This window comes from Cellulosimicrobium sp. BMG9.22 (genome assembly GCF_059159975.1).
This window is the reverse complement of sequence record NZ_JBZGBY010000011.1, coordinates 38,389-50,771: the sequence shown is the minus strand read 5'-3', so window position 1 is coordinate 50,771 and position 12,383 is coordinate 38,389. Positions and strand designations below refer to the sequence as shown.

At 67.7% G+C, this 12,383-nt stretch carries 8 protein-coding genes; 7 read left to right on the top strand and 1 reads right to left on the bottom strand.

Features of this window, described 5'->3' with window-relative positions; all coding sequences use genetic code 11:
- The first annotated feature begins 31 nt into the window (after positions 1 to 31).
- The gene (locus AC4H2H_RS09710; protein WP_494370605.1) at positions 32 to 2,212 is read left to right on the top strand and encodes an ATP-binding protein; all 2,181 of its coding nucleotides are present in this window, start codon (positions 32 to 34) and stop codon (positions 2,210 to 2,212) included.
- 954 nt (positions 2,213 to 3,166) lie between these two features.
- On the opposite strand, the gene AC4H2H_RS09705 is transcribed toward AC4H2H_RS09710, so the two are convergent.
- A complete protein-coding gene (locus tag AC4H2H_RS09705; RefSeq protein WP_494370604.1) occupies positions 3,167 to 3,652 on the bottom strand; it encodes a MarR family winged helix-turn-helix transcriptional regulator in 486 nt (161 codons plus the stop codon).
- Between the two features lie 145 nt (positions 3,653 to 3,797).
- Here AC4H2H_RS09705 and AC4H2H_RS09700 point away from each other — a divergent pair, with 145 nt between their 5' ends.
- The 6 genes from AC4H2H_RS09700 to AC4H2H_RS09675 all read left to right on the top strand — a co-directional run bounded on the left by AC4H2H_RS09700 (position 3,798) and on the right by AC4H2H_RS09675 (position 12,343).
- Complete coding sequence (locus AC4H2H_RS09700; RefSeq protein WP_494370603.1) at positions 3,798 to 4,865, top strand: hypothetical protein; 1,068 nt, start codon at positions 3,798 to 3,800, stop codon at positions 4,863 to 4,865.
- 235 nt (positions 4,866 to 5,100) lie between these two features.
- Entirely contained in the window at positions 5,101 to 6,621 is a 1,521-nt protein-coding gene (locus AC4H2H_RS09695; RefSeq protein ID WP_494370602.1) for a sugar ABC transporter ATP-binding protein, read from the top strand.
- Positions 6,618 to 7,631, top strand: coding sequence for an ABC transporter permease (locus tag AC4H2H_RS09690; protein WP_494370601.1), 1,014 nt, complete (start codon positions 6,618 to 6,620; stop codon positions 7,629 to 7,631). The genes AC4H2H_RS09695 and AC4H2H_RS09690 overlap by 4 nt, the downstream gene beginning before the upstream one ends.
- Positions 7,618 to 8,679 carry an ABC transporter permease gene (locus AC4H2H_RS09685; protein ID WP_494370600.1) on the top strand — a complete coding sequence of 354 codons (1,062 nt, stop codon included), beginning with the start codon at positions 7,618 to 7,620 and terminating at the stop codon, positions 8,677 to 8,679. Before AC4H2H_RS09690 ends, AC4H2H_RS09685 begins: the two co-directional genes overlap by 14 nt.
- Positions 8,680 to 8,764: 85 nt before the next feature.
- Complete coding sequence (locus AC4H2H_RS09680) at positions 8,765 to 9,766, top strand: substrate-binding domain-containing protein (protein WP_494370599.1); 1,002 nt, start codon at positions 8,765 to 8,767, stop codon at positions 9,764 to 9,766.
- Positions 9,767 to 9,865: 99 nt separating this feature from the next.
- Positions 9,866 to 12,343, top strand: coding sequence for a family 43 glycosylhydrolase (locus AC4H2H_RS09675; protein ID WP_494370598.1), 2,478 nt, complete (start codon positions 9,866 to 9,868; stop codon positions 12,341 to 12,343).
- Positions 12,344 to 12,383: the final 40 nt, after the last annotated feature.

Below are 12,383 nucleotides of genomic sequence, written 5' to 3'. Positions count from 1 at the left end.
TCGCCCAATCGATCTGTGGGAGGAAGATCCGATGGGCTCAGCGAAAGACGAAGCGTCGTTCACCTTCAGTTGGCTCGCGCTGAAGTTGCTGGGCCGTGGACTCTACTCCAACCCCTGGAGCGCGCTGTCTGAGCTCGTCGCTAACGGACTGGACGCAGGAGCCGCCGACGTCTATGTGTACATCGACGCGCGGAACAAGTCGAACGCAGTCGTTGAAGTCATCGACAACGGCAGTGGCATGTCGCGGGCGGACATCGACACCTACGTGAAAGTTGGACACGACAAGCGTAGGGCCGAGGTGCGCAGCGATCTCGTCGATGCCCGTCCGAAAGGCCGGAAGGGAATTGGTAAACTTGCCGCACTGTTTCTTTCACCCCACTTCTACCTATCGACCCGTCACACGGAGGGCGCATCAACTTGGCAGTTGGATGCACGCGAAGGAAAGGTCAATGACGAGGAGAGGCCGAGTCTCGCGGCCGTTGAGCAAACGCCCACGACTCCGAATGACAACCTGTGGTCTGGCCTGACCACGGGAACGAGACTCACGATGCTCGGAGTTGACCTAACAGGGTACGGGCCGCAGGCCGTTCGCGCCCTGGGTACTCGGCTTGCGAATCAGTTCCTGCTACCCGTCAGTTCGACTCCGCGCATTCTGCTATGGGTTCATACGAGCAGTGACCAGGCGGTTGCCAACTACGTGCCAGTCATGAAGAGTGTCGCGCTAAAGAATCTCTCGAGCGCCGTTGTGAACTTCCCTGACTCGTCGGTGCGGCCACCGGAGTTTGCGGTTCCGCTTCCAGAACTGAAGATCCCGGCCAAGGGTCTACCGGGCGGGAAGTACACCCATACTCCAGAGTGTTCGCCGATGGTGGCAAAGCCGGAGGAGGATGTGGCGTGGGCAGAAGTTGCACGCGACGTCGATCTTACTCGCCGTACTTATATGGGCGTTCGTTTTACCCTTACCGGCTGGATCGGTGTGCACGCGACGATCGACAACGTGGTTGCACAGGAGAACGACGACCGCTTTACCAAGAACAAGTACTACAATCCGGCTCAGATCCGAGTGTATGTACGCGGGAAGCTCGCGAGCGATCGACTGCTTTCTCAGCTCGGGCTCACAGGCACCTACGCCAACTACATCGAGGGTGAGATTTCCTTCGATTTGCTTGATGACGATTCGCTCCCGGATATCGCCACGTCGAACCGCCAAGATTTCGATGAGACTGACAAGCGGGTGACGCTGCTCCGTGCGCTCGTGCGGCCGCTTGTCCGTAGTTTGATTCAGGGTCGTGTGAACCTGGCGGGACGGATCGCTGCCGAGGTCGCCGAGGAGAAGGAGCGGCGGGATACGGCGAGCAAACGGCACTTTTCTGAGCAGCTCAGGGCCGACCTCGATCTGCACGAGGAGATTCCACAACCTACTCGTGACGAACTCCAGATGGTGATCACGAACAAGATCCAAGGTGATGTCTCACCGAAGCAGTCTTATCGGGTTTTCATCTCTCATGCCAGCACGGACCGGGCATTCGCTGCCTTCATCGACGAGCTCCTAAGGGCACGCGGAGCGACAGCGGAGGAGATCTTCTTCACGTCGCGCCTCGGGACGACTGAGGTTCTGCTGGACGATCGCGCACTGGGCGAACTCGTCAAGCGCAACATCACCGATGACAATTGTCTGGTTTTCTATATGACCAGCAAGAACTTTGTGGCTAGTCAGTTCTGCCTTTTTGAAGCTGGCGCGGGCTGGGCAACCAGAGCCGTGAGCGAGTACTTGAAGCTGAATGTCGAGTACCGCTCGATCCCCTCGTGGCTCACCAATGGAAGGGGCGAGGCGGTCCTGCTTGGTTCCGGCAATGCGATTGAGTTGCGTCCGGACATTCACAACTACCTCATCGATGGCGTCCTCAATCCGATGATTGAGCACCTGAACCGCGGGCGCGATATCGCGGGGGAGAGCCCAATCGTATTGTTCACTCCTGTCGAGTTCCCCACAATGGTCGAAATGTCTCGGGAAGGAAGAATTGCGCGCGACTATTATGACTCCCTAATCGTTGAGCATTGGGAAGCCGTTGTCGAGGGTGGGCTTTCCGCCTACCTGGAGCGATACTTCGCGCCTTCGGGTGAGGCTGTACGATTGAAGGAACTTGAACTTGAGAACGTGCAGTTGCGGGCGGTTCTGGCGAGCCGAACCGCTGGCCCGAGCGGCACTTAGGAGGCGACGTTCGCAGACGGAGCAGGGCTGCTCGCAACCTCGGTCCAGTTGAGCAAACCCAGGACGAGTGCGCGCGGATGCTCAGGGACGTCATCGATCTGCGGGCTGGCGCGTATGCAAGGCGCGCCTTCTCTCGGCGAGGGATTCTCCGGCGCTTCGTGGCCGCGCGGTCCCCGCGTGCCATCGTGGTCGACCTCGTCTTGGAGTCTGGTGACGGCGACGCGCTCGCTATCGCGGTTAGGACCGTAAGCCGAGTCGCCGGCGTCGACTTCGCGAGCTCTGCACGGTGCGCGGCCCCCCTTGGCGACGCCTCGATTGCCGGCGTCGCCCTCCACGAACACCCGCGACGACTGCGTCCACGCCAGGCCGATCGACCGAGTATGGTCGGTGCGAGCATGGCACTCGCCGGTGGTTCCACGCGAGTTCCACGCGAGGCGTACACGGCACGCGTCCTCCACGGGGCAATGCTCGGCGAGCGCCCATGTTTGACTGACGTCGTCGAGCGGTGTGAGGCTGGTGGAGTTAGGCCGCCGATCCCCGAGAAGGTGCCGATTCTGCTGGTAGTGGCCTCGGCGGCAGGCGAATGGAGCAGCGGACTTCGGGAGTGCCGGGCCTAGTGGCCCGCCAAGAGAAGGTCGGGGGTCCGAATCCCCCTAGCTCCACTCCTTGAAGGCCGTTGGTCAGGATGAACGTCCTGGTCGACGGCCTTCGGTGTGTCCCGAGGTCTTCGACTGCGAAGACCGGAACTGCTGTCGCGAGCGCTGTCCCGCGCACCGCCGGCCGCGCTGCTCGTCCCGGGCACGGCCCGCAATACTGCGTTCTCATCGGGGAGTCCCCGGGCGGCGAGGTGGGCGGGTCCGACCCCGAAAACGTTGCCGTCCGCGTCATCGGCACGCTGCTCCGCGGCGCGGGCCCACGCGCCTGAGCCTCACCCCGTCGGCCGGCTACCGGCTCCTACGTCTGCTCCGATCGCGCGTCGTGTCCCCATGCGCGGCTGAGCAGCGAGTGCAGCTGCCCGACCTGCTCCTGGCCGATGTCCTGGGCGAGCTCGCCCTCAAGGCGTTGCATCGTCTGGTGCACCCGCTGCCGGCGTCGTTCACCCGCCGGCGTGGTCTTGACGAGCCGGTCACGACCCGAGCGGGGATCGGGTTCGACGGTGATGATCCCGCTGGCGTCCAGCTCGCGGAGGACGCCGTGCAGGTGCTGCCTCGTCATGCCGGTCGTCCGGGCGAGATCCGCGGATCGCACGCCGTCCTGGTTCAGCTGGGACACGACGAGCGCTGCCGAGGTGCTGAGCCGGACGTCGCCCAGTGCCGCCGCCTCTTCGTTGAGGCGTTCGGAGAACCAGCGGAACCCGTCGCGCAGCAGGGTCACCAACGGCATCTGCGCGTCCTGGGGCTCGAGGTGCTCGGAAGGTTGTGACTGACCGCCTGACGTCATGCGTGCTAGTCTAAACGTAAACGTGCTTTACGGTCGATCTTCGACGTCACCTACGACCGTCGGCTGAAGCCCGACGTCATGGAACGCCATCACCCGCCGCACGTGCTCCCGACGCGACTCCCCTCCCCAGAAAGGTCGGCGATCCATGCCTCCCGTCAGCCCTCAGCCGAGCCCGGCTCCCCACCACCTCGTCGACTCCACGCCGCCGTTCCGCGGGCCGAGCGTCCGGAAGTCGATCATGAACCCGACGCTCATCGGCCTCGTGATCAGCATCCTGTTCGTCACGGTGTTCCTCACCGCGTTCCATGCTCCGGAACCTCATGACCTGTCGGTCGGGATCGTGGGCGCCACGCAGCAGGTGGAGGCGGTCGAGCACGGGCTGGAGGAGAGCGCCCCCGGAGCGGTCGAGCTCACCACCTACGACTCCGCGGCCGACGCCCAGGAGGCGATCGAGAACCGCGACATCTTCGGTGCCTACGTCATGGCGGAGGACGGGACGACGGCCCAGCTGCTCTACGCCGGTGCCAACGGCCCCGGCGTCACCAGCACTCTCCAAGGCATCTTCGGCGGGGTCGCCCAGCATTCCCACGCCACTCTCGAGAGCCAGGACGTCGTCCCGGCCGCCAGCGGAGACACGCGCGGCCTGGCGATCTTCTACACCGGTTTCGGCCTCGTGCTCGGCGGCTTCCTGTTCGGCCTGATCTCGGCCCAGATGGCCCCCAAGCTCCAGCTGCGGTGGCGCCTGCTCAGCCTCGGCATCTTCTCCATCGCCGCCGGGGCTGCGGTCGCACTCATCGCGGGCAGCACCGGGTTCGACGTGCTGCCGGGAAACCTGTTCTCGATCATGTCGGTCACCGTCATGCTCGCTGCGGCGGTCGGGGCGGGAACCGTGCTGCTCATGCACATCGGCGGCCCGGCGGGCACCCTGCTGGCCTCGCTCGTGCTCCTGATCCTCGGCAACGCCACGAGCGGCGGCACGCTGCCCGCTGCCTTCCTCCCGGACTGGCTGCGACCGCTCTCGGAGATCCTGCCCGCGGGCGTGGGGACGCGAGCGCTGTACGGCGAGTCCTACTTCAACGGTGACGGCTATGTGCTCGGCCTCGTCGTGCTCGGCGTGTGGGTGGTCGCGAGCCTCGGCATCGTGACCGGCCTGGACGTCCTCGCGGATCGTCGCAGGACCGGTCGCGCCCTCCGCGTCTCCGCAGCCGAGTGACGGTCCGTCCCAGGGAATCTGGGCAACCACCTGGGGCTGTGGCGGTTGCCGCGAACGCGTCCGTGCATGCGGGCGGCGAGATCGGAGACGCGGGAGCTGCTCGGGGCGCATCCTCTGACGACCCAGAAGACGCGGTGTTGACGGGTCGCGGACGGCGCCCCTATAGTCGAGCGAAGCAGCATGAAACGATTCATGCACGGCCGACGCAATGGTGCGGAAGGGAACGACGACACAGATGTCGGAACACGACCCGGTGCTCGAGATCACCGGTCTCACCGTGGAGTTCCCGGGGGTTCGGGCGCTCGACGAGGTGGGATTCTCAGTGGCCCGTGGCGAGGTTCACGCCCTCGTCGGGGAGAACGGGGCAGGCAAGTCCACGCTCCTCAAGGTCCTCGGCGGAGTGAACACGCCGACCGCCGGGACGGTCGTCCTCGACGGTGACCCCTACTCGCCCGCGAAGCCGCACGACGCGCTCGATGCGGGCATCGCGGTGATCTACCAGGAGTTCACGCTCTTCCCCGACCTCACGGTCGCGGAGAACGTGTTCATCGGTCGCGAGCCGATCGTCGCGGCGAGCCGTGGCATCCGGTACGGGCTCATGCGCGAGGAGTGCCGCAGGGTCTTCTCGATGCTCGACTGGGAGATCGACCCCGACGCCCGGGTCGGTGATCTGTCCGTCTCGGAGCAGCAGCTCGTCGAGATCGCGAAGGCACTCTCCGTGGACGGTCAGGTCATCGTCATGGACGAGCCGACGGCGGCACTGTCCCGCAGCGAGGTGGCACGGCTGCTCGACGTGGTGCGCCGGCTGCGCGACGAGGGCCGCTCCGTCATCTACGTGAGCCACCACCTCGAGGAGGTCTTCGAGATCGCGGACCGCGCCACCGTGCTGCGCGACGGCAAGCACGTCGTGACCCTCGACATCGCGAGCACCACCGAGGACGAGCTCGTGCGCCACATGGTGGGCCGTGACGTCTCCTCGGTGTTCTCGCGCGAGCCGGGGACGCCGGGCGAGGTCGTGCTCGGCGTCGACCGCGTGTCGGCGGGGCGCATCCTGCGCGAGGTCAGCCTCGAGGTGCGTGCCGGCGAGGTGGTCGGGATCGGCGGCGTCGCGGGCGCCGGGCAGACCGAGCTCACCGAGGCCGTGTACGGCGCGATCGCGACCCGCGGCGGCACCATGACGCTGCACGGCGAGCGCTACGCACCCGCCAGCCCCGCCGACGCGCTGCGCGCCGGCGTCGGGTTCCTCCACGAGGATCGCAAGTCGGCGGGGAACCTGCCGCACCTCACGGTCGCGCAGAACGTCACGATCACCATCCTCGACCGGATGCGCGGAGCCGCCCGGCTCCTGTCGTTCGCGAAGGAGCGCGAGACCTACGACACCTACCGGGACCGCATGCGCATCAAGGCCAGCAGCCCGGCCCAGCTCATCGGCCAGCTCTCCGGCGGCAACCAGCAGAAGGTGCTGTTCGGCCGCGCGCTCGCGCCGGGCGGGGACCTGCTCGTGCTCAACGAACCGACGCGCGGCGTCGACATCGGCGCGAAGGCCGAGATCCACCAGCTCATCGGCGAGCTCACGAAGAACGGGGTCGCCGTGCTCATGGTCTCGAGCGACCTGCCGGAGCTGCTCGGCATGAGCGACCGCGTGGTCGTGCTGTCCCAGGGGCGCGTCGTCGGCCGGCTCGACGGCGAGGACCGCACCGAGGAGAACGTCATCGCGTGCGCGACGACCGGCCTGCGGATCGGGGTGGCGGCATGAGCACCACGACCCGGCCCCGCTCCACGGACGCGCCGACCCGACGCACTCCGGTGGACGTCGTCGTCGACGCGCTCCGGTCCGCGCCGCTGACCATCCCGCTGATCCTCGTCGCGGTCGCGCTGTCGTTCGCGACGTCCCGCTTCCTCACGCTGGGGAACCTCGAGAACGTGCTCGTCGCCGCGAGCATCATCGTCATCCCCGGCCTCGCGATGACGCTGTGCATCACCATGGGCGAGTTCGACCTCTCGGTCGGTTCCACGGTGGCGCTGACCGGCGTGATCACGTGCACGGTCATCGCGGACGGCGCCCCAGGAGCCGTCGGGATGCTCGCCGGTCTCGTCACCGGCGCGCTCGTCGGCCTCCTCAACGGCCTCGTCATCACGCGGTTCGGAGTCACCCCCTTCATCGCGACCCTCGCCACCATGGTGATCGTGCGCGGCACCGCGACGGCTCTGTCCGGCGGGCGCGACGTCATCGTCAACGACGCCACGCTGAAGTACATGGCGGCCGGCAGGCCGCTGGGCATCCCCATGCCGATCCTCCTCGCCGTGATCGCCGTCGCCGTCATGCTCTGGGTCACGTACCGCACACGGTTCGGCAGGCACGTCGCCGCGATCGGCAGCAACCGGGACGCGGCGCACCTGTCCGGCCTGCCCGTCGACCGCATCCGTCTCGCCGTCTACGTGATGATCGGTGTCGCGGGTGCGATCTGGGGCATCCTCATCTCCGCCCAGCTGCAGAAGGGGTCCGGTCAGCTCGGCCTCGGCTTCGAGCTCGACGCGATCACGATCGTCGTCATCGGCGGGACGAGCCTGCTCGGCGGCCGCGCCGCGATCATGGGCACCGTCGTCGGTGCCCTGCTCATCGAGACGATCCGCAACGGCCTGAACCTGCTCAACGTCCCCCCTGCCTACCAGCGCATCAGCGTCGGACTCCTGCTCGTCGCCGCGCTCGCGATCCAGGCGATCCGCCGCAAGGCACCCGTGGAGGCCCTCGATGCCAAGCCCTGACCTGACCACCGCACCCGATGCCTCGGCCGTCGAACGGTCGCGCACACGTCGTCGGTTCGACTTCGGGTCGTACTGGGACACCTGGGGCATCACGTCCGTGCTCGTGCTGCTCGTGCTCGTCGCCGTCGCGACGACGCCGGACTTCCTCGCGATCTCCAACCTGCAGTCCATCCTGCGCGAGAGCGCCTACCTCGGGATCGTCGCGTGCGCCATGACGATCCTCATCATCAACGGCGCCTTCGACCTGTCGGTGGGCGGCCAGCTCGCGCTCGTCAGCGTGCTGACGCTCTTCGCCTACGGCGTCGGCGGCACCGGCCTTGCCGTCGTCGCGGCGATCGCGGCGGGCACCGCGTGCGGCATGGTCAACGGCTTCCTCGTCACGGCGCTGCGCGTGCCGCCGTTCGTCGCGACCCTCGGCATGCTGTTCGTGTTCCGCGGCATCGCCTACCTGCTGACGCAGGCCGGACCCGCGACGCTGCCGTACACGGAGGTCGACTCGCCGTTCGCGCAGATCGGCAGCCTCAACCTCGCGCTCGTGCCCTTCCCGTTCGTGCTCATGGTCGTCGTCTTCGCGCTCGCCTACGTGCTGCTGCGTCGCACGCCGACCGGTCGCCGGGTCGTGGCGTTCGGTTCGTCGCCGGTCGCGGCGCGCTTCAGCGGCGTCTCGGCCGTGCGCATCCGGTTCGCGGTGTTCACCGTCGTGGGTCTCTCGGTCGGCATCGCGACGCTCACCTACATCACCCGGGTCTGGACGGCGGACGGCGCCGCGCAGGACGGGTTCGAGCTGAGCGTCATCACGGCGGCCGTGCTCGGGGGCGCGAGCCTGCAGGGCGGACGCGGGTCCCTCGTCGGGACGTTCTCCGCCGTCCTCCTGGTCACCGTCCTCAACGACGTGCTCGTCGCCCACGGTGTCGACGCGTCGTACCAGAACATCGTGCTCGGCACGGTCCTCATCGTCGCTCTGGCGATCGACGGACTGCGCACGCGGTACGCGGGCTCCAACGTCTTCCGAAGGTCGCTCGGCCTCCGGAAACCCCAGGCGGCGTAGTCCGGCCGCCCTGGCCGTCCTGCCTGTCACATCTCCCTCTCGAGGTACCCGACCAGCGTGCTTCGGTCCCAGAAAGGCTCTCGCAATGAAGATCACGAAGAAGTGGGTTGCGACCGCGGCACTCGCGACGACCGCCGCCCTCACGTTCGCCGGCTGCTCCACGGGTGACACCGGCGGAGGCGGCACCGACGGCGACACCACGACCGGTGACGAGGAGATCACCGTCGGGTTCTCGGTCTACGACATGCAGTACGAGTTCTTCCAGTACATGGAGGAGGGGACGCGCGAGGCCGCGGAGGCCCAGGGCTGGACCTTCGAGCTCCACGACCAGAAGAGCGACGAGAACGAGATGGTCACCGGCGCCCAGGCGCTCCTCGACAAGGGCGTCGACGTCCTCATCATCAGCCCGTTCAAGCCCGACGCCCTCGGCCCGATCGTGGCGAAGGCCCAGGAGCTCGACGTGCCCGTCATCATCAACGACATCGGTGGGGGCGGCGTGCCCTACGACGCGATCGTCATCTCCGACAACGAGGACGGCGGCACCCAGGCGGCGGCGTTCATGGACGAGCAGATCCAGGCGAACGGCGGGTCCAAGAAGGTCGTGTCGATCACGTGCGAGCCGTCGGCGACCTACGCGGCGCGTCGCAACGTCGGGTTCGTGAACGAGATCGAGAAGCGCGGCTACGACGTCGTGACCGAGCTCTCCGGCAACTCCAAGGCGGAGGAGGCCTACAAGATCATGAAGGACGCCCTCGCCAAGGACCCGGACGTCGCGGGCGTCTTCGCGTGCAACGACCCGATGGGTGTCGCCGCCACCAACGCGATCAAGGACTCGGGCCTCGACCCGGTGTCCGACGTCGTCACCGTGGGCTTCAACGGCGACGCGGAGGCGCTGACCGCGATCGACGGCGGCAGCATGTCGGCCACGGTCGCCCAGGACCCGCGGGCGATGGGCGAGCTGACCGTGGACCTCGCGGGCCAGGCGGTCGCCGGCGAGGAGATCGCGTTCGACAACCCCGAGGAGCGCGAGGTCTTCCAGCCCGTGACGCTCATCACGAGCGAGAACGTCGCCGACTTCCTCGGCTGACGACGACCCGGGGGCGGCGCGACTGCGCCGCCCCCGGGATCTGCAGCCCGCAGGCGGGCGACGTACGCGTGGCCGGAACCACCGACTCAAGGAGGAGTTGTGAACAGAGCTCGACAGCGTCTGAGCGGCGCTGCCGCGATGATCGCCGTGGGGGCGCTCGCCCTCGCGGGCATGGCGGTTCCCGCGGCCACCGCGGTGCCGCCGCTCCCCACGGACGAGCAGACGGTGACGCTCGTCAACAGGGACCAGGACGGGTACGAGGTCCGGGACCAGGACGGCGACGTGGTCGGCTTTCGCGACGGGACCATCCGGTTCGACGTCGACGGGGAGGCGCTCGACGCCCACGACGGTCAGATCCTGCGGTTCGGCGACACGTACTACCTGTACGGCACGACGTATGGCTGTGGGTTCCAGTGGCAGGCCGAGGGGTCGACGTTCTGCGGCGTCGCCGTGTACTCGTCGCCCGACCTGGTGACCTGGACGCCGCACGACGACCTGTTCGACGCCTCGACCGAGGTGTGGCAGGAGCGCTGCGGAGGCACGACCTACGGCTGCTTCCGGCCGCACGTCGCCTACAACGCGAAGAACGACGAGTACGTCATGTGGCTCAACGTCTACGACAACGTGTCCGGCTACCGCGTCTTCGTCTCCGACAGCCCGCTCGGCCCGTTCAGCGAGATCGACGAGCCCGAGCTCGCCGCGCCCCAGGGTGCGGAGGGCGGACTGAACTACGGGGACCACCAGATCTTCGTCGACGACGACGGACAGGCCTTTCTCGCGTTCACCGACTGGCTCCGCGGCGGCGACATCCTCGTCGAGCGCCTCGACGACGACTACCGCTCGGGATCGGGCGACTGGACCCGGCTCAACCTGCAGTCGACCGAGGCGCCGACGCTCTTCGAGCGTGACGGCACCTACTACCTCACGTACTCCGACCCGAACCGCGGTTACCAGACGACGGGCACCAGCTATGTCACCGCGGACAGCCCGCTCGGGCCGTGGCGCGGTAGCACCTCGACCCCCGACGCCTGGGAGGTCCGCGACGGCGCGCTGCAGATCGAGGGTGGCGGCGTCGGGCTCTCGAAGATCGGCGACGACTGGGGCGATGTCATCGTCCGTGCGAACGTGACCACGCGTCCGGCAGCGAACGAGGACTACGCGCAGTTCGGCATCGCCTTCGGCGGTGGCTACCAATGGCTCGTCGGCAACTACGACCACGCGGCGGGGCCGGACGGCAACCTCACGAAGATCAGGCCCGACGGCGGCATCCAGATCGTCGCGACGCCCGACCCGATCGCCGTCGACCAGAACCTGGAGATCGAGATCCGGGCCGTCGGCGACACCATCACCACGCTGCTCGACGGCGAGGTCGTCGACACGACGCCGAGGACGAGCGCGTTCTCCGGTCGGGTCGGCTTCCGGCAGGACGAGAGGGCGGGCGAGCGCGTCACCGTCCACGACGTCACGGTGACTGACCCGTCGGGAGCGGTCCTCCTGACGGACGACTTCTCGCAGGGGCTGAGCCAGTGGGACCGCGGCGGCACGATCATCACGGGCACCAACCTCACGACGACCTCGTGCGGCGGCCAGCCGACGGACGTCCTCCCGATCGAGACGTCCTCCGGCACCGTGTACCTGTACCAGTCCGACGTCTGGTCGGACGGCCAGAAGTCCTCCGCCGGGCAGCGCAACCAGGCGGTGGCGAAGCACTACTGGCAGCCCCTGGAGTTCGACGAGCAGGGCCGCATCGCCCCGATCGAGTGCGACGCAAGGTACGACGTGACGATCCCGACGGGTCCTGCCACGGAGCTTCCCGACCGCGGTGAGATCTCGTCGGGCGACGAGGGCTTCCTCACGCACTGGGACATCGCCGGCGGGCTGCAGCGGGCGCAGACGTTCACCGTCGACGAGCCCGGCACCCTCTCGGCCGTCCGGTTCACGGGGTTCCAGCGGGATCGTCCCGCACCGACGGGAGCGTTCGACCTCGAGCTGCGCCGCATCACCGGTGAAGGCGTCGAGGGGGAGGCGATCCAGCGGCTCTCCGTCCCGCAGTCGGAGATGTCGTACGCAGCGCGCTGGGTCACGCTCGACCTGGACGAGGCTCTCGAGGTCGAAGCGGGGGACCGCTTCGCGATCGTCGTCTCCACGACCTCGTCACGGCCGTACGGCGTCGCCTACAGCGACACGACGCCGCTCGCGGGCGGACAGGCGCTGATCAGCAACGACGGCGGCAGCACCTGGACCGTCGAGCAGGGGCGCGTCCTCCACTTCGAGGCGGACGTCCAGGCGGCGAACGATCCCGTGCTGGAGGTGACCGCGCAGTCACGTTGCCTCGCCGGCACGGCGTACGTCGCGGTGCGTGCGACGAACGACGACGAGGTACCGGTCGGCATCCGGTTGTCGACGCCCTTCGGCGAGCGCGAGAGCGGATCCGTCGCGCCCGGCACGGCGGCCTACCAGTCCTTCGCGGTGCGTGCACCGTCGGTGGACGCCGGATCGGCCACGGTGACGGGTACCTTGCCCGACGGCGGAGGCTCGCAGACCTACCGGGTCGCCTACGACGCGCTCAGCTGCTGAGGAGAGTGAGCGGCGCATGCCCCGGACCTGGATAATCCTC

Coding starts and splice junctions, on each gene's coding strand:
- AC4H2H_RS09710 (WP_494370605.1), top strand. CDS start 32: ATGGGCTCAGCGAAAGACGAAGCGTCGTTCACCTTCAGTTGGCTCGCG.
- AC4H2H_RS09705 (WP_494370604.1), bottom strand. CDS start 3,652: ATGACGTCAGGCGGTCAGTCACAACCTTCCGAGCACCTCGAGCCCCAG.
- AC4H2H_RS09700 (WP_494370603.1), top strand. CDS start 3,798: ATGCCTCCCGTCAGCCCTCAGCCGAGCCCGGCTCCCCACCACCTCGTC.
- AC4H2H_RS09695 (WP_494370602.1), top strand. CDS start 5,101: ATGTCGGAACACGACCCGGTGCTCGAGATCACCGGTCTCACCGTGGAG.
- AC4H2H_RS09690 (WP_494370601.1), top strand. CDS start 6,618: ATGAGCACCACGACCCGGCCCCGCTCCACGGACGCGCCGACCCGACGC.
- AC4H2H_RS09685 (WP_494370600.1), top strand. CDS start 7,618: ATGCCAAGCCCTGACCTGACCACCGCACCCGATGCCTCGGCCGTCGAA.
- AC4H2H_RS09680 (WP_494370599.1), top strand. CDS start 8,765: ATGAAGATCACGAAGAAGTGGGTTGCGACCGCGGCACTCGCGACGACC.